This window comes from Aquimarina ulvae, assembly GCF_053613295.3.
Genome location: NZ_JBSIBP030000006.1, coordinates 261,461 through 285,991 on the forward strand (window position 1 = coordinate 261,461; position 24,531 = coordinate 285,991).

A 24,531-nucleotide genomic window follows, 5' to 3' on the forward strand; every position below is an offset into this window, starting at 1 on the left:
TTATATTTTATATATAGTTTTAGGGTATTGGACTTCTGTTAAATATAGACCATGAGCTGGAACCGAGTACCCCGCTTTACTTCGATTTTCACTTTTTATAATATTTTTCAAATCATCCAGATCCAGTTTATGTTCTCCTATTTCAATTAAAGTACCAACAATAGCCCTTACCATATTTCTAAGAAAACGGTTTGCAGAAATTCTAAAAACTAATATATCACTTTTTCTTTCCCATTGGGCGTTGGTTATGTTACAATTATACGTTTTTACGTCGGTTTTAGACTTACTAAAACATTTAAAATTGGTATAGTTTAACAGTAATTTAGCAGCCTCATTCATCAAATCCAGATCTAACTCTCGCTTCAAATAATATGCGGTATTTATGCTAAATGGATCTTTGGATACTGAAACTATATACTCATAAGACCTACTAACAGCATCAAATCTGGCGTGCGCATCCTCTTTGACTACACTAACTTTGTGTATAGCGATTTCTCGAGGTAGGATAGCATTAAGCTTATATTTTAACTGGACATTATCCAAGACGGACTTATTATCAAAATGTGCCATGATTTGTCTCGCATGTACGCCCGTATCTGTTCTACCGGCTCCTACCAGGTCTGTTTTAGTTCTTAATACCGTTGACAAAGAGTCCTCAAGAACTTCTTGCACAGAAATTGCGTTGGGCTGTCTTTGCCATCCATGATACGGTGTACCCTTATAAGAAAGTTCTAAAAAATATCTCAAAGCTTTATCTTATTTTTGTTCAGAATCTGATCGCAAATATAGTTCATATAATGATGATGATTTATATAGAGTGAGTTCAGTTTATTTATAGCATTATAAATTTATTAATTTGAAAAAAATACTTCTTCTTAGCGACACCCATAGTTATATAGACGATCGAATTTTACATTATGCAAAAGAAGCTGATGAAGTATGGCATGCCGGCGATATTGGCGACCTGACTGTTACAGATGCAATCGAAGCAATGAAACCTCTTCGTGCCGTCCACGGAAATATCGATGATGATAAAATAAGAGCTACTTATCCCTTACACCAAAGATTCTCTTGTGAAAGTGTTTCTGTTTGGATCACCCACATTGGAGGGTATCCACCAAAATACAACAGCAATACAAGAGAAGAAATCAAAAATAACCCTCCAAAACTTTTTATATGTGGGCATTCTCATATCCTTAAGGTAATTCCCGACCATAAAAACAGCGTACTGCATATAAATCCCGGTGCTGCCGGAAAACACGGGTTTCATAAAGTAAGAACAATGGTAAGGTTTACATTGGATGAAGGTAAAATAGAAAACCTTGAGGTTATTGAACTTGGCAAAAAATAAGACCCGAAGTTGGCATACTTCGGGTCTTAACGCACTAATACTACTAAGATTTTAGGTTTATCGTAATCGATCTACAGATTTTACGAGATTTTCATCCTTTCTAATAGCCTTGTTGGCCATAACTAATAAAACGATAGAAATAATAGGAATCAACATCCCAATACCTTTCTCCGAAACAACAGTTTCTCCAGATAAAGTTAGTGACCAATAAACAAATACTCCTAGTAAAATAAAGTTAAATAAGATATTGATACGCCCCAATACAAATTGAAGCTGTCTATTTTTAAACAAAAAAATACTTACCAAGGCTATCACAGCCGATCCGGTAAACATTCCTAAGACCAAAAAATTATTTTGAGCCAACAGATACTCTCCATTCTTATCAAATCCATAGGGTACCATGAATGATAATCCAGCAGATAATAGCACTACTAACAACAAATAAACAGATTGGATTCTTTGTATCATTGCTCCCCTATTCTTTTTGGAAAAGCAAAAATAAGAGTTTCTTTTTATAAATAAGTGTAAAAAATCAAAAATAAAGTCGTATACTTGCAAGACAAAATATGTAACCCATTCTATATAGGTTACTTACCTTCAAAATAAAATTTTCCTAGAATTCTTCTTTAGAAAATTTATTACCAGAACCTTAAATTATATAACAAATTTAAATGTTAGAGATTTCTGAATTAAAAGCGAAAAAGCTTCCTGAGCTACAGGAAATTGCGAAAAGTTTAAATGTACCAAAATTTCGCACCATGAAAAAGTTAGACTTAGTATATCAAATACTTGATTATCAAGCAGCTAACCCGAAAAAAGTAAAAGAAGCCATTACCGATGATTCTTCTTCTAAAACAGAAAAGGAACAACCCAAACAGGCATCTCGCCAAAGAAGGCCTCGTACCAAAAAAACATCGGAGACTCAAAATCCTCCTGTTAAAAATGAAACTACTCCTACTGAAGAAAAGAAAAAGCCAACAATTCAGAAACCAAAGAGAGTAGATCAGGCGACAAAAGAAACAAACGACAGCAAAAAACCTCAGACAAGACCCCAGAAAAAAATAGAAAGCAAAAAACCAGAGGATAAAAAGCAAGAGGTAAAAAAAGAAGACAGAAAAGACAACCGAAACAGGAATAGTGATAAGTCTCAAAACAAAAACCGCAATACCAATAAAAAGGAAAGGGATAATGGAAACAGAGACAATCGAAATCGTTACAAAGAACCTGATTATGAATTTGACGCGATCATTCAAAGCGAAGGAGTGCTTGACATCATGCAGGATGGTTATGGTTTTTTGAGATCTAGTGACTATAATTACCTTTCTTCTCCAGATGATATTTATGTATCACAATCGCAGATACGCCTTTTTGGCTTAAAAACAGGTGATACCGTTCTAGGACAAGTAAGACCTCCAAAAGAAGGTGAAAAATATTTTCCTCTAATCAAAGTAAATAAAATTAATGGACTTGACCCTCAGGTAGTAAGAGATCGAGTTTCTTTCGAGCATCTTACACCACTCTTTCCTCAGGAAAAATTTAAAATTGCAGAAAGACAAAGCACGATTTCTACGAGAATAATGGATTTATTCTCCCCTATCGGTAAAGGGCAACGAGGTATGATTGTATCTCAACCAAAAACTGGTAAAACGATGCTACTTAAAGACGTAGCAAATGCCATCGCTGCTAATCATCCTGAAGTGTATCAGATGATACTATTGATTGATGAACGTCCAGAAGAAGTTACAGACATGCAACGTAATGTTCGCGGAGAGGTTATCGCATCAACATTTGATAAAGAAGCGCACGAACATGTTAAAATTGCGAATATCGTATTAGAAAAAGCTAAGCGACTTGTAGAATGCGGTCATGATGTAGTAATATTACTAGACTCTATTACTCGTTTGGCACGGGCATACAATACCGTGCAACCAGCTTCAGGTAAGATTCTTAGTGGTGGTGTTGACGCTAATGCGCTACATAAACCAAAACGTTTCTTTGGAGCTGCACGTAATATAGAAAACGGAGGATCATTAACCATCATTGCAACAGCACTTACTGAGACCGGTTCAAAAATGGATGAAGTAATTTTTGAAGAATTCAAAGGTACAGGTAATATGGAATTACAATTAGATCGTAAAATATCTAATCGTAGGATTTTCCCAGCCATTGATCTCACATCTTCAAGCACACGCCGTGATGATATTTTATTAGACGAAAACACTATTCAAAGAATGTGGGTAATGCGCAAATATCTTGCAGACATGAATCCTGTAGAGGCTATGGAATTTATAAATGATCGTTTTAAACAAACCCGAAATAACGATGAGTTCCTTATTTCTATGAACGGATAATTCTCATATATACTTAAAGTAACGGCTATCAAATTTTGATAGCCGTTTTTTATTTAAAGTTTCTTTAAGAACAAACATTCTTTTATCTGATTAATTTTGCATCTAAAGAATCATTTTGAAAGGTTTAGAGCCAAATCCAGACTATTATTAAAAACTAACTATGAAAACCATATTATATAGTATACTGATCATTTCGTTAGCATTAACCAGTTGTCAAGGTAATAGCCAGACACAAAATAAAAGAGACACCTCTTCTAGTGATCAAAATGTTACTCCGGTACAAACAGAAGCTATCAATGGACTTGAGCGGGCATATTTTGCCAGCGGATGTTTTTGGTGCGTAGAAGCCATTTACGAAAGTGTTAAAGGTGTAAAAGAGGTAGTTTCCGGATACTCTGGCGGACATACAGAAAATCCTACATACGAATCGAGTAATACTGGTAGAACAGGTCACGCAGAAGCTGTGGAAGTTATCTATGATCCAAAAACCGTTTCATTTTCTACATTAGTAGATGTATATTTTGCATCACAGAACCCAACCCAAATAAATGGACAAGGCCCAGACAGAGGATCACAATATAGATCTATTATATTTTTTCAAAATGGAGATCAAAAGAAAATTATACAAACAAAGAAAGATTCGCTAAAAAAAATATTGAACAGAAAAATTGCAGCGGAGATAACTCCTTTTCAAAAATTTTGGAAAGCAGAAGAATATCATCAAGATTATGAAAAAAGAAATCCATACAATAGGTATATTCAAAATGTTTCTGTCCCAAGACTTAAACGTTTTCAAGAAAAATTCCCTGAATTAATAAAAACTTCACATTAATCGAGTACTAATTAAAATCGTACAAATACGCTATTAAAAAAATCATATCCCATCCAGATAAAAAAAAGGCGAGCGTTTTATAACCCGATTATAACTTTCTATCAAATAATAGCGGAAGTCATAAAGTATAAAAAAATAAAGAAGAATGTAATGTATCAGTTAGACAACATCCTGCAACATACTTTATAAAATTTCAAAGTATCCTAATAAAAAACATAAATAACTCACAGTCAAAAATATATCTTTCATTCCTTAGAAATAATTCAATTTTCTAATTAAAAAAATGCTTTGCGTGCACAATAAAAATGTTAAAGTATTGTGAATATATATTTACTTTTTACTAAAAAAAATAAAAAAAGAACAGAGCTGGAGCACTGAACATAAATTAAACCACTCTATACCGACTTCAAGCCCAGTAAATACGGTGTAAATCAGTTGTAATACACAAAATAATCGTTGAAAAACACAAATTGTTGAAAAAAAAATTGGATTTTTATGCAAATAATCTGAAAACATGTTGTGTTTTTCATATTAATAACTTACTTTTGTTTATAGTTTAAGAGTTTTCAACTCAGTTGATTAATGCATAAGTTTAAACATATGCTAAAGAAAAAGATCTTTAACTAACTGGTTTATAGGTTTTTAAATTACATTAAGTTCTTTAATAAAATGTGAATTTTAAAACGATAGGTGTTTTGTTGATTATGTAATAATTGACGTAGAAAAGATCTGGCATGTTTTTTGAAGAACCGATTTTAAACAAATATTAACAAGAATATTAGAAAATATATAGATTAAAAAAGCGAAAAGATTAATACCCTTTTAAAAAGAACCCTAATCTGCTTTATTTTTGAATTTTAATTATGTAAACACAGAAAATTATGAAATCAATTTTTACGTTTATTCTGCTATTGGTGATGACTTCCTCGACTTTTGCTCAAATAAAGTCCTTGGACAGATATTTAATGTCTACCGCCAAGTTAGAATTAAGAACAGGACCAGGTGCAAATTTTGACATCATTGGTGAAATCCCACAAGGTACACAAGTATATGTTATCAGTTCAGGATATGGAGATTGGAGTACTGTACAGTATAAAAACGGAAACGGTTTTGTACAAACGAAATTATTAGCTGAAGATAGTAGTATTGCAGATGCTGAAAGAGCTGCAAAAGCTGCTGAAGCTAGAAAAAATGCTGCTAGACTTGCTGCCGAAGATGCAATACGAAAAGCGGAAGCTGCCAAAATCGCTGCTGCTGAAGCCGCAAGAAAAGCGATTGCTGAAGCAGAGAGATTACAAAGACAAGCAGAAGCAGAAGCTGCTGCCGCTGCTGCTGCCGCTGCTGCTGCAAATCAGAACAAAAGTGCTGCGGAAAGAAGACGATTGGCTGAATTGTCTGAAACTCAAAAAGCATTAGAAGAGGCAAATAAAAGAACATTAGGTACTACCGAAACGGCATATACGCCGATTGAATCAAAAACAGCATCGAATGGCAGTAATTCTGGATCTAGAGCTACTACCACGGCTGCTCCTTCTAAAGTAACTAGAGAAGACAAATTCGCTAGTTGGGAGAAAAAATCTTATAAATCGGGTGCGACTCCAAAATCTTTTAACTTTAAAGGTAAGTTTGAGTATAAGTTAGACAACTACCTTAAGGTAGAAGTTGGTAAAAATACTGATGTAGTTGTGAAGCTTGTAAAAATGGGTAAAACAGCAAAAGATGACGAAACTGTAAGAATCGTATACATTAATAGTAATCAAACCCAATATATTAGAAACATTCCTGAAGGAGAATACTACTGTGTAATTGCTTACGGAAAAGATTGGAAAGAAGATCCGAATTCTGCTAAAGGAAGAGGTAAAGGAACATTTACGAAAAATCCTTTGTATGAGAAAGGACAGGACATCTTAGACTTCAATACGATTAAAACTTCTGACGGTATCAACGTACCTTCATATAGTTTATCTTTAGACCTTATGCCAAACGGAACATTATATAATAATGATGCAGAGGATCAGGACAATATTGGAGCGGATGAGTTTGGATCGTTCTAGAAACAATCGACAATACACGATTAAAACATAATTATTATTTATTATCACCAATAATAAATGTAAATTTATTAAAGCGCCTATAATAGGCGCTTTTTTTATAGATTAATCTAAATAATTATCGTGTTTAAGCAAATATTCTGGTTAATCTAAATAAGTAAAGAAGGATCTACATTTTTCCCTTTAATATTATGCTCTAAAGACCATTATTTTAGCTTTAAAAGATTCTTACTGAAATTTTAGTACTTTGGTTCAGGAAGTAGTTGAATATTGACCTGTAGTTGATAGTTATTATATTTATATAAGCATACCCTGTTATCTTAAATATGATGTAATTAAAGATACAAACTTATACTCCCAGAAATTCATCTCAATTAATCGTTCTAGCGTCATTCACTAAAAACTACGTAAAAAATTCATTATCTCTATTTTAGATTCTAAGTACAAAAAAAGCCCAAGATTTACATTCCTAAGGCTTTTACTTTTTACTTTGTCTGTTATTATAGTGTAAATAAATTACAAAGAACAGCTAAATTTATACATTATTACGGTGCCTTTCTCTGGCTAATAAAGTGTTTTTGAGAAGCATTGCTATGGTCATTGGCCCTACTCCTCCCGGAACAGGCGTTATAAATGAAGCTTTTTTACTCACATTTTTATAGTCTACATCACCAACAATCCTATAGCCTCTTTCTCTGGTATCGTCTGCAACTCTGGTAATACCAACATCAATAATAACAGCATCGTCTTTTACCATTTCAGCTTTTAAGAAATTAGGAACACCAAGCGCAGAAATAACAATATCTGCCTGTGAAATAATCTGTGTTATATTTTTAGTATGACTGTGCGTTAGTGTTACCGTAGAGTTACCAGGCCACCCTTTTCTACCCATCAATATACTCATAGGTCTGCCTACTATATGACTTCTTCCGATAACTACTGTATGCTTACCTTTTGTATCTACATTATACCGTTCTAAAAGTTCTAAAATCCCAAAAGGAGTAGCCGGTATGAAAGTAGACATATCTAATGCCATTTTACCAAAATTCATTGGATGAAATCCATCAACATCTTTATCCGGATCAACTGCCAATAAAACCTTTTGTGTATCAATTTGAGGAGGTAAAGGTAATTGAACAATAAAACCATCTACATCAGAATCTTCATTAAGTTCTTTTATTTTAGCCAACAGTTCAATTTCACTTGTTGTGCTAGGCATTTTTACTAACGTAGATTCAAAACCTATTCTTTCACAAGCTTTCACTTTACTACCTACATAAGTTAGACTGGCTCCATCATTTCCCACAAGAACAGCAGCGAGATGTGGAACTTTTTCGCCACGATCTTTCATTTTCTGAACATCTATGGCGATTTCATTTTTTATATCATTACTTACTTTTTTTCCGTCTAAAACTTCCATATTAGGCCCCTAAGCTATTTTATATATTTAAATTGTATTAACTATTTCATTTTTCCCATCATCTGCATCATACGTTTTCCTCCGCCACCTTGCATCATTTTCATCATTTTACTCATTTGATCAAACTGCTTTAGTAATTGATTTACTTGTTGTACTGAAGTTCCTGATCCTTTTCCGATACGCTTTTTTCGACTTGCATTAATAATTTGCGGTTTCGACCGTTCTGCAGGAGTCATAGAATGAATAATAGCTTCTATATGCTTAAAAGCATCATCATCGATATCTACATTCTTCATCATTTTACCAGCTCCGGGAATCATTCCTACCAAGTCCTTCATATTCCCCATTTTCTTTACCTGCTGAATTTGTTTCAGAAAGTCATCAAATCCGAACTGATTTTTGGCAATCTTTTTCTGTAGTTTTCTTGCTTCCTCTTCATCGAACTGTTCCTGAGCTCTTTCTACCAATGAAACAACATCTCCCATCCCCAATATACGATCTGCCATACGAGAAGGATAGAATACATCAATTGCTTCCATTTTCTCTCCTGTACCGATAAACTTTATTGGTTTATTGACAACTGACTTGATAGAAATAGCGGCTCCACCTCTAGTATCACCATCTAATTTGGTAAGAATTACACCGTCAAAATTTAAGACGTCATTAAATGCTTTTGCCGTATTAACCGCATCCTGACCAGTCATAGAATCTACGACAAATAACGTTTCATTTGGAGTAACCGCTTTGTGAATATTAGCAATCTCGGTCATCATCACCTCATCAACAGCAAGACGTCCTGCTGTATCAATAATCACAACATTAAATCCATTGGCCTTAGCATGGGCAACACCCGCTTTTGCAATAGCAACCGGATCATTATTACCCTTATCACTAAAAACCTCAACATCTATTTGATCTCCGACCACGTGCAGCTGATCTATCGCAGCCGGCCTGTACACATCACAGGCTACTAATAAAGGATTTTTGGTTTTTTTGGTTTTCAAGAAGTTTGCTAACTTACCTGAAAAAGTAGTTTTACCTGAACCCTGTAACCCTGACATTAATACCACAGATGGATTTGCCGATAAATTGACTCCTGCGACTTCTCCACCCATTAATTTGGTTAACTCATCTTTTACAAGTTTTACCATTAATTGACCCGGCTTAAGACTCTTAAGCACATTTTGCCCAAGTGCTTTTTCCTTTACTGTAGCCGTAAAATCCTTTGCTATTTTATAGTTTACGTCGGCATCAACCAATGCTCTTCGAACCTCCTTAAGTGTCTCAGCGACATTTACTTCGGTAATTTGGCCATGGCCTTTTAGAATATGTAACGCCTTATCTAACTTATCACTTAAATTATCAAACATATGCTTTCTTCAGGTTTTTCAACATCCTCTTTTTTAGCGGATAGGTGCAAATTTAGTAATTTGAAGTGTATTAATAAAGAATGCTGAAGATAGAATTCTAAATATAATAATGGAAATCAACTTTATGAAGCATCACCAAGTTTACATCAAAACGAAAAAGCTATTAGAAAAACTCGAACTGTCTTTCTAATAGCTATACAGACACATTATAAATTAGGCGAATTCGAAATATTTACCTTTTATAAAGATGATGGAATTAATTCTTCATCAAAAAATTTTTGAGTAATTTCTTAGATTTCATTGAAACTTATAATTTTTGATTCCTCAAATCTAATTTGTTTCAGATTTATTGGGTCTAATTCGTTATTATCTGTTTGAAAAGAAACTACAAAATTCTTTATAAAAATATAAAAGCAGGGTATGGCCAATCTTTTGATGAGTGTTATTGCGGATGTTATCCTATAAATAGGAAACTATAAAATGAGTGTAAAAAAGAGCATTTAGTATTGAAAAAAGAGGAGATTTCAATACCTAAATGCTCTTTCGGGGAATTTTATTTTGGAGCAATTAATTTTTAATTTTTAGTTTGTTGGTGGTAACAATACCTGGTCAATAGCGTGAATCACACCATTGGAAGCTTGTACATCAACTACGATGATATTACTTGCAGTAGCATTACCTGATCCTTGTACACTTGGTGCTGAAGCATCTATTGTTACATCTCCGTTGAGTGTTGTTGCTGGTCCATCTGTCAAATCAGTAGAACGTATATTATCACCAGCTATAACGTGATAATTTAAAATAGCAGCAACTTCATTTTCATCCATAGGCACGGTGATCGCTGCAAAAGCATCATCAGTTGGAGCAAATACAGTAAAAGGTGCTGGATCTGTTCCAAACTCTGTACTCAACACACTTACAAAGTCAGTGGAAGGTGTTAATGTTGTCAGAGCAGTTAGGAGAGTTGAAAAAGTGGAATCAGCTGTTGCAAATGTAACCACTGTCGGCAAAGTGATTACAGCATCTACTTCATGTATTACCCCGTTTGAAGCAACGATGTCTGCTTCACTAACGTCAGAAATTCCGTTAAAAGAGACACCACTATCTGTATTGATATAAATACTTAAATTATTCATAGTATCTCCATAAGTAGCCAATGTATTACCATATCCTGTTGTAAGACTAGTGGATATGTTTGTACCAGCTATTACGTGATTTAATAATATTTGTTCTACTGTAGCTGCAGGTACGCCAGAGATGTCTCCCAATTCTACAAAAGCATCGTTGTTCGGTGCCAAAAGAGTAAGATTGCTGTCTGCACCACTTAAAACTGCAGCAAAATCAGTATCAAATCCCGTAGTTGTAGTAGCAACTGAGGCTAATGTAGAAAAGTCACTATCCAACCCTACAAAAGTTAGCATTGTTGGTAATGCGATTACCTTATCTACAACATGGATCACTCCATTATCTGTCGTAATATCTCGCTCCTCCGTAACGGTAGCTTCTCCATTAATCACAACACCATTCGAAGTATCTATATACATACTTATGTTCGCTCCCGAGTTAGCTTCGGTTGCTAAATTTTTTATATATCCAGTTGATAAATCAGCAGCCATTTCTGTAGTACCTAATACGTGATTTAATAAAATCTGTTCTAAAGTTTCTACCGGCACATCATCTAGAGAAGCTCCATCTAAAAATTCAGCAAATGCAGCATTCTTTGGAGCAAACACAGTAAATGTACCGCTACCATTTAAAGTTACGTCTAGGTCTGTTCTTTCCAATGCAGCTAATAATGAACTGAAATCTGGATCATCTGCAACTATATCAGCGATTGTTGTTGTGTCCGGAATAAATGTTGTGTCATCATCATCACTACAAGAAGCTATTGAAATAATGCATAAAGCTAGAAATGCTTTTTTTAATAAATTTTTCATGTTATTGGTTTTTATTTTGAAATTAATTGTTCAGTGATAGAACAATTCAAAGAACAAAAATGCTAGCCCGAAATATGATTTTAGTACTTTTTTAACTTTTTGTTTAATATTTTAGTTAAAAAAATAAACAATTTACTCATCATTCTCCTCACAAGAAGTTTCAAAAGCAAGAATTCCGGATAGCAATTCTTCATTATGTCTTGTTTCAAGCAATGTTCCATCGCTAAGTAGTAAGTTAACTGGATAATTTATAGCTACGGCTGTATTCTCTTCTAGATTTTCCATAAATCCAAATACTTGTGCATCGTGAATTACTTCTATTGTATTAATAATATTGTTATTAGAATTAAACGTTGCAAAGACCATTGGATAAACAAAATCAACACACTCTATATCATCATCCTGAACCACACAGCTATTTGCTAAGGATTGTAATGTTAAATCATCTTCAATAATTTCTTCCACATGATTGTCATGAGTAATAGTAACGGGATATTGAATCTGAATATTATCGGATTGCTGTAATTGATCATAATCCTCAATTCGATCTATGGAAATAGTCTCTGTTGCATTAAGTATGATGGTGTATGGCAGATTTATGCTGTAACAATTACCTCCATCCACTACATCATCATAAGATCCATCGTGAGTAACAATATTCTTCATCAATTCTGCTAGTTGCGAATTTTTAGGAATGGTATTATCTAGAGTAGGATCAATAAATTCACGTTCTTCTTGCTGACATGAAATCATAAAGATCATACAACTTAAAATCCCCCTAACCATAAAACACCTTATCTCTTCCATTTACCTGTTTTTTTCATTCCATTTATTAGTATTATAACAATTTAAGAAATCAAATTCCTACTAGGTTAAGTTTTTTTTTAATTTTGAAAAAAAATCAAAATGCCAAAAGACCTTTTCGAAAATATTTGTGAAGAAAGATTATTTTCGGAACTTTTTACCAAACATTCTGAAAATCTCCATAACTTCATTTATTATAAATATGGAGAACATATAAATCCAAAAGATCAAGTTCAGGAAGCATTTATTAAACTTTGGGACAACTGTAATAAAGTTACGACAGACAAAGCAAAAAGTTTTTTATTTACAGTAGCTAATAATCTTTCCTTAAACCAAATAAAACATAACAAGATAAAGCTAAAATATCAACAAACCGAAATAAAAGGCAGTACTAATGAGAATCCTCATTTTGTTTTAGAAGAAAAAGAATATCTTGAAAAATATCAAACGGCGCTCGCTAATTTGACCGAGGCTCAGCGAGTAGCCTTTCTTATGAATAGAACAGAAGGAAAAAAACATAAGGAAATCGCTGATTTATTGGGAATTTCCAGAAAAGCAGTGGAAAAAAGAATCTATGGAGCACTAGAAAAATTAAGGAAAGATATTGAAGGAATTTAAAAAAAAATTAAACCTCAGGTAGGAGTTTATTCTTATCGATTGTTATACTATTAAGAATCTTGTTATGAAAAAGGAGGATCTTATTACAAAGTGGTTGAACAACGAACAACTCACTAAGCAGGAATCAGAGGCGTTTGAGCAATTAAACGCCTATGATTCTTATGTAAAAATATCGGAAACTGCTAAGAAATTTAAAGCTCCTGATTATCATGTAAATAGTAATCACGAAGTGCTTAAAATGCAATTAAAGCAACGAAAAAATGTTGCTACTAAAATCTCCTATCCAAAGATATTATTTCGTATTGCAGCCATTTTTGTTATTGGAATAGGTTTATATTTCTCATTTTTCAAAGAATATGAGACTACGATACATACGATTGCCAGTGAAAAATCTACTCATACCTTACCTGACAAATCTATTATTAAGATCAATGCTCTTTCTTCAATTTCATTTGACGAAAAAAATTGGGATAGTGAACGTAGGATAACGTTAGAGGGAGAAGCATATTTTAAAGTTGCTAAAGGTAAAAAGTTTGATGTTCATACCCCTGTAGGAGTCGTAAGTGTCATTGGTACAAGATTTAACATCAAACAAAGAGAGGATTATTTTGAGGTTATATGTTATGAAGGTGTTGTAAGTGTTACTGTTGATGAGCAAACAAAATATTTGAGGGCTGGGAACGCTGTAGAACTTATTTCTGAAGAATTAATAGAGAAAAAAATTGTTGAAGAAGAACCCAAATGGTATTATAATAAAAGTTATTTCTACAAAACTCCGTTCAAAAGAGTTTTAAAGGAGTTAGAATGGCAATATGGTGTTACGGTAAAAACAAAAAACATAGATTCGTCTATATTTTTTACTGGTAATTTTGTACATTCAGATATCCAAACTGCGTTGAAATCAATTACGATCCCAATGCGATTGAAATATGTGATTAATAATAAAACCATAACCCTATCCAAAGAGTGATTAAACCCAAAATCCTCGTTTTAAATTTTCTGATTTTTTTTGTTTTTTTTACAGCTAATTCTCAAACCGAAAAAGAAACAAAGTCGCTTATTGCGGTTTTAAATGAGATTCAGAAAAAATTTGGTTATGACTTTTCTTATATAAATCAAGAAATAGAAGGTATTAGTATCACTTCACCTTCCAGTTCGAAAAGCTTTGAGGAAACTATTAGATTTCTTGAAAAGAACACCCCTTTTAATTATACTATTTTAGCAAACAATACGATAGCTTTAAGTTTTAGACCCATAGAAATCTGTGGTATTCTAAAAGGTATTGATAATATTATTATAGCCTATGCTACTGTTCAAGGCGAAAAAAATGCCACTATTAGCAATCCTGAAGGTAAATTTAATTTAAAAATTCATTCGCCAAACGAAAAAATTATCATTAAGTATCTTGGGTATACACCTATGGTAAAATCAGCTCTTGATTTTATACATACTCCTTGTAAGGATGTGATTTTAATTCAAAAAGTTGAGTATATAAATGAAATCATTATTAGCGATTATCTTATTAGAGGAATAGATAAACAAATGGATGGTTCCGTACGTATAGATTATAACGATTTCGGAATACTCCCAGGACTTACCGAACCCGATCTATTACAAACCATTCAGGCACTTCCGGGAATTCTTAGTGTAAACGAAACCGTTTCAGATATGAACGTACGTGGAGGGACCAACGACCAAAATCTTATACTCTGGGATGGAATAAAATTGTATCAATCCAGTCATTTTTTTGGGCTTATTTCTGCATTCAATCCTTATCTAACTAAAAACGTACAAGTATTTAAGAATGGTTCCAGCGCTAGGTATGGTGATGGAGTATCTAGTGTAATCGCCATGAATACAGGTGATAAAGTCAATCATGAATCAGATGCCAGTATTGGTCTAAACCTAATTAGTGTTGATGGCTATATCGACACTCCGACCAGTAAAAGCTCATCTATTCAATTGGCAGTTAGACATTCAATTAATGGAATTGTTAAAACCCCTACATACAATCAATATTTTGATAAAGCATTCCAAAATTCTGAGGTAATAAGTACTGATAGTTCTGATGAGCGTTTTTCGTTTTATGATGCAAACCTGAGATGGTTATATCAATTATCACCGAAGGATCTCATTAAGGTGAACACACTTATTATGGAGAACGACCTTGTTTTTAGAGAAAATGCTAGTAACAATCTTATTGAAATCTCAAGAGAGAGTAGTGCCAAACAAAATAATATTGTAGGTGGTATATTATATAGACGCGATTGGAGTGATTATTTTAGAAGTGAATTACTGCTTTATGGAACCAACTATACGCTAGAAACTGTTAATTCTGATATTGAGAATAACCAAAGACTTTTACAGGAAAATGAAGTTCTTGAAAATGGATTAAAGCTTGATACTTTTCTTAAAACCGTTTCAAATATCAATGTAAAAACCGGTTATCAGTTTAATGAAACGGGGATATCCTACCTTCAGGATGTGAACAATCCTACTTTCCGGGATTTTACAAAAGAAGTAATTCGCACCCATAGTGTATTTTCTGAAATAGCATACCAATCAGATAGTAAATCTACCTACACTAATTTAGGAATACGTCTTAATTATTTAGATAAATTTGGCACATATATTATTGAACCCCGGTTAAATTTATACAGAAGATTTAGAAATCATTTTACGATGGAGCTACTCGGTGAAATAAAGAGTCAGTCAACTTCACAGATTATCGATCTTCAAAATGATTTCCTGGGTATCGAAAATAGAAGATGGGTATTATCGAATAATCAAGATATTCCTGTATTGAAAAGTAAGCAGGCATCAATTGGATTAAGCTATGACCACAATAATTGGTTGATCTCAACGGATTTTTATTATAAAGACATAAAAGGTATTATCACACGAAGTCAAGGATTTCAGAATCAATTTGAGTTTATCAGGGATCATGGTAGTTATACTGTTTTTGGAATTGATTTTTTAATCAATAAAAGGTTTAAAAACTTTAGCACCTGGCTTAGTTATTCGTATGCTGATAACCACTACACATTTACTAATTTAAGTCCTTCTAATTTTCCTAACAATATTGATATACGGCATAATGTAAATTTTGCTATAGCATATCAAAAGAAAAACTTTAAGATCTCAGGCGGTATTAATTGGCATAGCGGAAAACCAACCACCTTAGCAAACCCTGATAATTTGATCGAAAATGACACCATAAATTATTTACGTCCTAATAGCTCTCGGTTAACTAGTTATATCCGAGTAGATTTTTCTTCCACCTATCGATTCAAAATTACTGAGAAAATGAGTGGTTTTGCTGGGATTTCTGTATGGAATATTACTGATCAGGAAAACGTTTTTAACAATTACTATAGGAGAAGAGGTGAAAATGAGGTAGAAGAAGTAAAGGAGTTTGGATTGAGTATTACTCCAAATGCAGTCTTTCGTTTAAATTTCTAAATGTGTTTTACACCATTAAAACTTACTATTTCTTCTCCACCAACCACTTTCTCAACATTCTTAATGATTTGAAAACCATTATTCTCAAAAAAATCTTTTGTATTCGAATTAACTCTCGTTGTTAAGGAGCTTATTCCAGCTTCTCTTGCTACTTTTTCCAAGGTAACATACAGTTTTTTAGCAATACCTCTTCCCTGATAATTCTGATGAACAAAAATATATTCTATCAATCCATCCTTACTCATTGCAAATGAACCGATCACTTCTCCATTTAATTTTACATTATAGATAAAATCTTCAATAAACTTCTGTTTCCAATGATTTTTATCTAATGCCAATCTAGAAAAAATTTTTACTTCATCTTTGGTGAAAATTTTAGATCCATAGATGGTGACCGTTTGGTAAAACAAACGCTGCATCAAAGGTAAATCACTATCCGTAGCTCTAGATATTTGATAATTCATGTAGTTCAGTAGAAGAAAACTTCTTTTGTTATGGGGTAAAACGACTTTCTTCTAAAGTAAACAAAAATCATCTACAAATGAAATTTTTTGTTAAAAAAAACCTAAAGTAAGACGAAAATATTGTAATTTATCCCTGCCCTAAATAATATTCATGAACTACCTATATCGCTATTTGGCACTGTTGTTGCTATTTTTTAGTTGTTCTTCTTTTTGTCAAGAAAAACAACTAGATAGTCTTATTCTGGTTACGAGTGCTATATCAGATTCATTAAATATAGATCTGGCTACCGATCTCGTTTATGAATTAAGTTTACAGGAAAAATTTAAAGAAGCTTTAAAATATTGCGATACGCTTATCAAAATATCCAAAAAAATACATTATGATAAAGGAATAGGACAATTGCACAACGAGAAAGCCGCTGTCTACAATCAAACTGATAAACTATATGACGCCTTGACTTGTTTTGATCAGGCAGCTTTATATTTTGGAAGAGTCAAATATAATAGAGGGCTTGCAATTATTCAAAATAACAAAGCAGTTATAGAACAAAAGTTGGGCAGTCCTGAAAAAAGTATTACACACCTACTGGAGGCTAACCTATACTATGAAAAACTAAAAGACAGTGTAAGCCTGGCGACAACTATTAATAACATTGGTAATGTATATGCGGATCTTAATGATTTTGAAGCTGCAAAAAAATATTATTATAAATCCTTACGCCTTAAAAGAAAAACGAATTCTAATACTGTAGGTGCCACACTAAACAATCTAGCGTTACTATACATCAAAGAAAAAAAATTAGATAGTGCGTTGACAATCTTAGATGAATCTTTATTAGTCAACAAAACGGATAATGATAGCCACGGAATTTCTGAGGCATATAACGCATTAGGACAAATATCATATCTAAAAAAAGACTATCAAAATGCTAAAAAATACTATGAATCTGCTCTTTTTATTGGTGGTAAAGTAGCATATAAACAGAGACTTATTAGAACAAAATTATCCTTAGGTGAAGTAGCAATCAAAACAAAAAAATTTAAGGAAGCAGAAAAATATATTTTAACAGCAAGAACGGAGTCTAAAAAACTTAACTCTACACCGTTATTGCTGCACAGTTATGATTTGTCATCTGTTCTGGATTCTGCACGAGGAGATTACCTAAATGCATATAAGTGGCAAAAAGAGCATAAGAACTTATTTAATGACCATATTATAAAAGAGACCAGTAATAAGATTGATCTTGTTAAAAAAAGAGTAGAAAACGAAAAAAGACAACAATCACTTTTAGATACACGAAAAAAAGCCGAACGAGAAGTTAAGGAGGAATTGTTTAAACAAAAAATCTATACATATATTGCTATTGCTGCATTTATAGTTGCAATTATTTTTATTATCGGAATTGTAAAAAGCAGATTGCAAAGAGCGCAACATATTAAAGAACTAAATGAATCTAATCAGGTAAAAAATAAGTTATTTTCTATAATATCCCACGATTTAAAAAATGAGATACACGGTCTTGACAACACCCTTAACCTACTAAAAGAAGATGTAATTTCTGAAAATGAGTTTAAAGAGATTATACCATTGCTTTCGACAAGTGCGCATCAAACATCGCTATTGCTAACGAATCTTTTAAATTGGTCCAAATCTCAAATGAATGAGCTCAAAGCTAATCCTACAAATTTTGATTTCTCGGAAATAATAAAAGGTAAACTTGTGTTTTTCGCATCAAAAGCTTCTCAAAAAGGGATTACCTTGCTTAATAAACTAAACGACCAAACTTTAGTCCATGCTGATAAAGATATGTGTACAATTGTAACTCAAAATTTAATTGCTAATGCAATTAAATTTTGTAACTCTGGCGACACGATCACCATTTATGAAGAAGATGCAAATCTAGAAGTTAAAATTTATTTTAAGGATACGGGCATAGGGATCTTGGAAGAAAATATAGTCAAACTATTTTCAGACAAACATCTCACAACTAAAGGAACCAATAATGAAACTGGAAATGGGTTAGGATTAAAAATTTGTAAAGAACTAATCAATCTCAATCAAGGAACTATTGAGGCAACAAGCACTTACGGAGAAGGAAGTATTTTTTGTATTACTCTCCCCAAGCCATCAGCTTAATAAAACGCTTACATCCGCTCTGGCACCTGAACTCCTAATAACCTGAAAGCGGAATTGATAGTTACCCCAACCATACCTGAAAGCTGAACTCTAAGAACCTTTTCGGTTTCAGAATTTGCTCCAAATATCGATACATTCTGAAAAAATGAATTATAAGCTTTCACTAAATCATAGGTGTAATTCGCTACGATCGCTGGGCTTAAATCCTTCGCAGCGTTCTGAATAATTTCTGGATAGATCTCTAGTAACTTTATAAGCTCTTTCTCTCTGTCATCCAACACCACGTTTTTTACCGGTTCGTCACTATCAAGTTCTGCTTTGCGCAAAATTGCTTGTATCCTTGCATAAGTATATTGAATAAAAGGTCCTGTATTTCCTTGAAAATCGACTGACTCTGCAGGATCAAATAATATTCTTTTTTTAGGATCAACTTTTAGAATAAAGTATTTTAATGCTCCAAGACCAATCGTTTTATAAACAGCACTCTTTTCTTCTTCAGAGTACCCATCTAGTTTACCTAGTTCTTTAGAGATCTCTCCTGCAGTTTCTGCCATTTCCTTAATAAGGTCATCTGCATCTACTACAGTACCTTCTCTACTTTTCATTTTACCACTTGGTAAGTCTACCATTCCATAGCTCAAATGATGTAAGTTTTCAGACCAGTCATATCCTAATTTTTTTAGAATCAAAAAAAGTACTTTAAAATGATAATCCTGTTCATTACCTACAGTATAAATCATACCACCAATATCAGGATTATCTTTCACACGTTGGATTGCTGTTCCAATATCCTGGGTCATATAAACAGCGGTTCCATCACTACGTAAAACAAGTTTTTCATCTAGGCCTTCGTCTGTTAGGTCACACCAAACAGATCCGTCATCTTTTGTAAAGAAAACACCTTTTGTAAGACCTTCTTCAATAATATCTTTACCCAAAAGATAGGTGTTGCTTTCATAATAATAACTGTCAAAATCAACCCCCAATGCTTTATATGTTTGATCAAAACCTTCGTACACCCAAGTATTCATTGTTTTCCAAAGCGTTACAACTTCTTCATCTCCTGCTTCCCATTTTCTAAGCATTTCCTGAGCTTTGGCTAATATTGGTGCTCCTTTCTTTGCTTCATCTTCGCTTTTACCTGATGCGATTAAATTTGATATTTGTTTTTTATATTCCTGATCAAATTTTACATAATAATTACCTACCAATTTATCACCTTTTAATCCAGTAGATTCTGGTGTTTGACCTTCTCCATAATTTTGCCAAGCCACCATGCTTTTACAAATATGGATCCCTCTATCATTAATGATTTGGGTTTTGTAGACCTTTTTACCACTAGCTTTGATAATCTCTGCTACTGCATATCCTAACAAGTTATTTCTTATATGTCCTAAATGCAAAGGTTTATTGGTATTTGGCGAAGAATATTCTACCATAATCGCCTTATCACCAGCATTTGGAGTTACGAAACCATAATTTTCAGTAACTCTAATAGTATTAAATAAATCAATATAATATTGATCAGAGATTACAAGATTAAGAAAACCTTTGACCACGTTATATCCGGTCACCTCTTCTACACCGTTTACTAGATAGTTACCTAGCGCTTCACCAATCTGTACAGGGTTCCCTTTTACTACGCGCAATATAGGAAAAACCACTACTGTTATATCCCCTTCGAATTCCTTGCGAGTCGCTTGCAACTCAACGGATGTTATATCCGCACCATAAAGTTCGTTTATAGCCGTTCTTACCTGTTCTGAAATGGTTTGCTGTATTGTCATTTTATGTTGTCTTTGATACAAAAATCAGGCAGCAAAGATAATAGAAATATCATCTTCTCCCACTTGAATCGGCATCAATTAGTATCTTATAAAACGAAAACACTAATTAACAATATGCGGTAATACCCTAGATCTAAAAACATTTTTGTAAAATCGATCAGGAAACCCATCTATCTTACTTAAAAGGCGAATATCAGGGAGAACTTCGATCTAAAAATTAACATAATATCCTGTAATGAAGACTTCAATAATCTATAAACGATATGAATAATAGTCTGACCTATATAGAAAATAAATAATTCAACTATAATACCTTTAGCATTTCTTAGATCAACTTATGATTTAGAAATAGAAGTAAACAATTTATTTCTTTGTATCTTTTACCTAAAAAGATGCGTATATTGCTTACTGGTGCCAATGGCTATATTGGTATGCGTTTATTGCCTTTATTGTTAGACACTGGTCACAGTGTGATTTGTACTGTAAGAGACAAAGATCGTTTCTCTATTGATGGGGAGATGGCAAAAAATGTTTCTATTGTAGAGATAGATTTTCTTAAAGACCCAGATCCAGATATCCTGCCAAAGAATATTGATGTAGCATATTATCTTATTCATTCTATGAGCTCCTCTACCTCTGACTTTGACAAAAAGGAAGAGATTTCTGCTCATAACTTTAATAGATACGTAAGTCAAACTAGTATCAAACAGGTAATTTATTTAAGTGGAATTGTAAATGAAAAGAATTTATCCAAGCATTTATGGTCACGAAAAAATGTTGAAGAAACTTTATATAAAGGAAAATTTAACTTAACTGTTTTACGCTCTGGAATAATCGTTGGATCTGGTAGTTCTTCATTCGAAATTATTAGAGATCTTTGTGAAAAATTACCCATCATGATTACGCCAAAATGGGTAAACACGAAAACGCATCCTATTGCTGTCAGGGATGTTCTAAGCTTTATGACTGGCGTTTTAGGTAACTCCAAATGTTATAACCAATCTTTTGATATTAGCGGACCTAATGTGATTACATACAAACAAATGCTTTTATTGTATGCAAAAGTTAGAGGTATAAAATTGTTTGTGTTTACGCTTCCGGTAATGACACCCAGACTTTCTTCTTATTGGTTGTATTTCGTAACTTCTACATCCTATAAATTAGCATTGAACCTAGTAGATAGTATGCGTGTACCTGTTGTTGCAAACGATAAAAGGCTACAAAAAATATTAGATATTGAACCAATGGCTTATACGAAAGCCTTAGAGCTTGCCTTTATCAAAATAGAGCAAAATCAGGTGGTATCTAGCTGGAAAGACTCCATGATCAGTGGACGTTTTGATCAAGATATCCAAAAATACGTTACTGTTCCTAAAAAAGGATGCCTACGAGATAAAAAGAAAATAAAAATTACCGACCCTAATCAAGTGATTGAAAAAATATGGGCTATTGGAGGAGAAACAGGGTGGTACTATGGAGATTGGATGTGGAAAATACGAGGATATATAGACAAGTTTTTTGGCGGAGTTGGATTGAGAAGAGGACGCACGAACCCAGATAAAATTTATTCAGGAGATGCGTTAGATTTTTGGAGAGTTTTGGTTGCAGATAAAGACGACAAACGACTACTTCTATTTGCAGAAATGAAGGTTCCTGGAGAAGCTTGGTTAGAGTTTGATATTGATGAAAATAACATCCTTCATCAAACAGCAACATTTAGACCCAGAGGTATATGGGGTAGATTATACTGGTATATGATGGTGCCCTTTCATTACTTTATATTTGGAGGAATGATACGCAACATAGTGATAACAAAATAAAAACAGACAATAAGCATGTTATTATCGATAAAATACGTTTTTTTATAAAAAATCAGTATTTTTATATAAAAACTTAATGTTTAGATCATTTCTATTTTTGACCTTATTGGTGATTACAATAAGCTGCGGCAACGAAATAGAACCTGATTCTTATCTACTTAATTTTACAAAAACATTAACCGGGAATTTTTCTTCAATAAATCAGGCAATTAAGGATTCAAGTTATGCTCCTGTACATCTTATAAACACACCAATCTGGAAAGAGAGAAAAGGTTATTGGTTTTATCAGGAAATGTATGATGAAAAAGACGAGACTTCTATTTATAATCAAAGAATCCTAAATTTTCAAAAAGTAGATAGTACAACCATTAGTAGTACCAGTTATGTGATTCCGAATCAGGAAAAATACGTAAACGCCTGGAAAGACGTCAGTATATTTGATCATTTATCCGTTGATAGCCTTATAATCAGAGATGGGTGTGATTTATATTTCAAAAAGAAAACTTCTACCATCTACCATGGGAAAACAAAAAAAGGCACTTGCTCAAGTACTTTTGACATCAAAATATCTTATACAACCAGCAATGTAGTAATCAGTAACAACAAAATTACCTCATGGGTTAGAGGGTACGATACCAATGGTAAACAGATCTGGGGTAAAATACAGGGTCCTTATGAATTTTTTCGGATAGACAAGTAATTAATCCATAAAATCAGCTAAGGTCTTATTTTCTAAAACTTTTAAAGTATTATCCCTAACCTCAATCATAAGTTCGTGAACAGCACAAGCATCTTCGTCTGGGCAATCATCGCACTTTTCATAAAAGTTTAAACTTACACAAGGCACCATCGCTATTGGTCCTTCTAAAACCCTAATAACCGAAGCCATTGCTATCTCTGTGGGTTTTTTGATTAGGTAATACCCGCCACCTTTTCCTTTTTTAGAACCTAAAAAACCATTTTTACGCAGCGTAAGTAATATACTTTCTAAAAATTTCTGAGAAATATTTTCGCTTGTAGCTATTTCAGATATTAAAACAGGGTGCTCGCACCTTTTTCTTGCGATATAGGTTAGCGCCTTTATTCCATATTTGGTTTTCTTAGAGAGCATTACTTTACTTGTTAGATCAAAAATAAGTAAAAGATACTATTCTTGTATTTGCAAAAATATCTTTTAACTATCTGATGTTGTCATTAACTTTTTGGAAGAAAAACTTCGGCCATCATACAACGTGCACTACCTCCACCTAATTTTTCAATTGTTTCTAGGTTACTATAAAGGATAGAACAATGGTTTTCTATTTTTGAAATTTGATCTTTTGACAAGCTTTGATATGCAGAAGAAGACATTACTAAATATCGCTTCTCATCAGCTCCTGCAATTTGTAATATATTTCCTGCAAAATTACTCACCTGCTGTTCTGTGATAGAAATAATTTCCTTCCCATCATTTTTCAAATGGCTTATCAAGTTTTTGCGTTCTTTTTTATCATCAATACAATCTAGGCATACAATCGCAAAAGTTTCTCCAACGCCCATCATTACATTGGTATGATAAATAGCCAGACGCTCGTCATTAACGGTTTGATAAGCCGTAAAAATCACAGGTGTGTATTCAAAATCTTCACAAAATTCGATAAACAATTCTTCATCTGCCCTAGGAGAGCGCGCACAATATGCTTTTCTATTGACTCTATCTAAAACTACGCTTCCGGTTCCCTCAAGAAAAACATGATCCTTTTCAGCTTGGGTGTAATCTATTATATTTTTTATTTCAAAACCAGTATTTTCAATGATATCCAGTACTTCTGGTCTTCGCTCTCTACGCCTATTTATCGCAAACATGGGATATAGACCTACATCTCCATTTTCGTGGAAGGATACCCAATTATTCGGAAATATAGAATCAGGTGTATCATTTTCGTGATTATCATCAATTATAATAACATCAACACCGATTGATCTGAGTTTTTCTACAAAACCATCAAACTCTTTTTGCGCCGTTGCATTTACAAAGTTCGCGCTATTCTCTGACTCATTTTGATAATAATTGTTTACTGCTGTTTGTTCATTCATCCTAAACTTAACCGGACGAATCATCAAAATCGTATTTGTAACCTGTTTCAT

General features: G+C 33.2%; 20 protein-coding genes. 10 read left to right on the plus strand and 10 right to left on the minus strand.

The annotated features are described in order from the left end of the window. Positions 1–747: a tRNA pseudouridine(38-40) synthase TruA gene (gene truA, locus ACWGOQ_RS15090; RefSeq protein ID WP_452058809.1), complete on the minus strand. Its 747-nt coding sequence runs from the start codon at positions 745–747 to the stop codon at positions 1–3. A gap of 109 nt (positions 748–856) precedes the next feature. On the opposite strand from truA, the gene ACWGOQ_RS15095 reads away from it, so the two are divergent. Then, complete coding sequence (locus ACWGOQ_RS15095) at positions 857–1,351, plus strand: metallophosphoesterase family protein (RefSeq protein ID WP_452058808.1); 495 nt, start codon at positions 857–859, stop codon at positions 1,349–1,351. Positions 1,352–1,408: 57 nt separating this feature from the next. Here ACWGOQ_RS15095 and ACWGOQ_RS15100 read toward each other — a convergent pair whose 3' ends face one another. Then, entirely contained in the window at positions 1,409–1,819 is a 411-nt protein-coding gene (locus ACWGOQ_RS15100) for a DUF4293 domain-containing protein (protein ID WP_452058807.1), read from the minus strand. Between the two features lie 203 nt (positions 1,820–2,022). Here ACWGOQ_RS15100 and rho point away from each other — a divergent pair, with 203 nt between their 5' ends. From rho to ACWGOQ_RS15115, 3 genes are all read left to right on the plus strand, one after another. Further along, positions 2,023–3,702, plus strand: a complete 1,680-nt coding sequence (gene rho / locus ACWGOQ_RS15105) for a transcription termination factor Rho (protein WP_452058806.1) — start codon at positions 2,023–2,025, stop codon at positions 3,700–3,702. Between the two features lie 160 nt (positions 3,703–3,862). Then, complete coding sequence (gene msrA, locus ACWGOQ_RS15110) at positions 3,863–4,534, plus strand: peptide-methionine (S)-S-oxide reductase MsrA (protein WP_452058805.1); 672 nt, start codon at positions 3,863–3,865, stop codon at positions 4,532–4,534. Between the two features lie 881 nt (positions 4,535–5,415). Further along, positions 5,416–6,588 (plus strand): SH3 domain-containing protein, encoded by a 1,173-nt coding sequence (locus tag ACWGOQ_RS15115; protein ID WP_452058804.1) that lies wholly within the window; start codon positions 5,416–5,418, stop codon positions 6,586–6,588. A gap of 532 nt (positions 6,589–7,120) precedes the next feature. Here ACWGOQ_RS15115 and ACWGOQ_RS15120 read toward each other — a convergent pair. The 4 genes from ACWGOQ_RS15120 to ACWGOQ_RS15135 all read right to left on the minus strand — a co-directional run bounded on the left by ACWGOQ_RS15120 (position 7,121) and on the right by ACWGOQ_RS15135 (position 12,119). Then, positions 7,121–8,005, minus strand: coding sequence for a bifunctional 5,10-methylenetetrahydrofolate dehydrogenase/5,10-methenyltetrahydrofolate cyclohydrolase (locus ACWGOQ_RS15120; RefSeq protein WP_452058803.1), 885 nt, complete (start codon positions 8,003–8,005; stop codon positions 7,121–7,123). Positions 8,006–8,046: 41 nt separating this feature from the next. Further along, on the minus strand, positions 8,047–9,375 hold the full coding sequence (gene ffh / locus ACWGOQ_RS15125; protein ID WP_452058802.1) for a signal recognition particle protein: 1,329 nt from the start codon (positions 9,373–9,375) through the stop codon (positions 8,047–8,049). A gap of 581 nt (positions 9,376–9,956) precedes the next feature. Next, positions 9,957–11,312: a fasciclin domain-containing protein gene (locus ACWGOQ_RS15130; RefSeq protein WP_452058801.1), complete on the minus strand. Its 1,356-nt coding sequence runs from the start codon at positions 11,310–11,312 to the stop codon at positions 9,957–9,959. A 132-nt stretch (positions 11,313–11,444) separates the two neighbouring features. Beyond that, positions 11,445–12,119, minus strand: coding sequence for a hypothetical protein (locus ACWGOQ_RS15135; RefSeq protein WP_452058800.1), 675 nt, complete (start codon positions 12,117–12,119; stop codon positions 11,445–11,447). A 99-nt stretch (positions 12,120–12,218) separates the two neighbouring features. Between ACWGOQ_RS15135 and ACWGOQ_RS15140 the strand changes: the two genes are divergently transcribed. The 3 genes from ACWGOQ_RS15140 to ACWGOQ_RS15150 all read left to right on the plus strand — a co-directional run bounded on the left by ACWGOQ_RS15140 (position 12,219) and on the right by ACWGOQ_RS15150 (position 16,196). Then, on the plus strand, positions 12,219–12,734 hold the full coding sequence (locus tag ACWGOQ_RS15140; RefSeq protein WP_452058799.1) for an RNA polymerase sigma factor: 516 nt from the start codon (positions 12,219–12,221) through the stop codon (positions 12,732–12,734). A 64-nt stretch (positions 12,735–12,798) separates the two neighbouring features. Then, positions 12,799–13,704 (plus strand): FecR family protein, encoded by a 906-nt coding sequence (locus tag ACWGOQ_RS15145; RefSeq protein WP_452058798.1) that lies wholly within the window; start codon positions 12,799–12,801, stop codon positions 13,702–13,704. Beyond that, a complete protein-coding gene (locus ACWGOQ_RS15150) occupies positions 13,701–16,196 on the plus strand; it encodes a TonB-dependent receptor plug domain-containing protein (protein ID WP_452058797.1) in 2,496 nt (831 codons plus the stop codon). The genes ACWGOQ_RS15145 and ACWGOQ_RS15150 overlap by 4 nt, the downstream gene beginning before the upstream one ends. On the opposite strand, the gene ACWGOQ_RS15155 is transcribed toward ACWGOQ_RS15150, so the two are convergent. After that, entirely contained in the window at positions 16,193–16,660 is a 468-nt protein-coding gene (locus ACWGOQ_RS15155; protein WP_452058796.1) for a GNAT family N-acetyltransferase, read from the minus strand. The genes ACWGOQ_RS15150 and ACWGOQ_RS15155 overlap by 4 nt on opposite strands. A gap of 151 nt (positions 16,661–16,811) precedes the next feature. Between ACWGOQ_RS15155 and ACWGOQ_RS15160 the strand changes: the two genes are divergently transcribed. Further along, positions 16,812–18,797, plus strand: coding sequence for a tetratricopeptide repeat-containing sensor histidine kinase (locus ACWGOQ_RS15160; RefSeq protein WP_452058795.1), 1,986 nt, complete (start codon positions 16,812–16,814; stop codon positions 18,795–18,797). 8 nt (positions 18,798–18,805) lie between these two features. Here ACWGOQ_RS15160 and argS read toward each other — a convergent pair whose 3' ends face one another. Beyond that, on the minus strand, positions 18,806–20,584 hold the full coding sequence (gene argS, locus ACWGOQ_RS15165) for an arginine--tRNA ligase (RefSeq protein ID WP_452058794.1): 1,779 nt from the start codon (positions 20,582–20,584) through the stop codon (positions 18,806–18,808). Positions 20,585–20,976: 392 nt separating this feature from the next. Here argS and ACWGOQ_RS15170 point away from each other — a divergent pair, with 392 nt between their 5' ends. Then, positions 20,977–22,404, plus strand: coding sequence for an SDR family oxidoreductase (locus tag ACWGOQ_RS15170; RefSeq protein WP_452058793.1), 1,428 nt, complete (start codon positions 20,977–20,979; stop codon positions 22,402–22,404). A gap of 76 nt (positions 22,405–22,480) precedes the next feature. Then, positions 22,481–23,104, plus strand: coding sequence for a chromophore lyase CpcT/CpeT (locus ACWGOQ_RS15175; protein ID WP_452058792.1), 624 nt, complete (start codon positions 22,481–22,483; stop codon positions 23,102–23,104). Here the strand turns inward: ACWGOQ_RS15175 and ACWGOQ_RS15180 are convergent, their stop codons facing one another. Continuing rightward, positions 23,105–23,515 (minus strand): RrF2 family transcriptional regulator, encoded by a 411-nt coding sequence (locus ACWGOQ_RS15180; protein ID WP_452058791.1) that lies wholly within the window; start codon positions 23,513–23,515, stop codon positions 23,105–23,107. Between the two features lie 83 nt (positions 23,516–23,598). After that, the gene (ctlX, locus tag ACWGOQ_RS15185; RefSeq protein ID WP_452058790.1) at positions 23,599–24,531 is read right to left on the minus strand and encodes a citrulline utilization hydrolase CtlX; all 933 of its coding nucleotides are present in this window, start codon (positions 24,529–24,531) and stop codon (positions 23,599–23,601) included.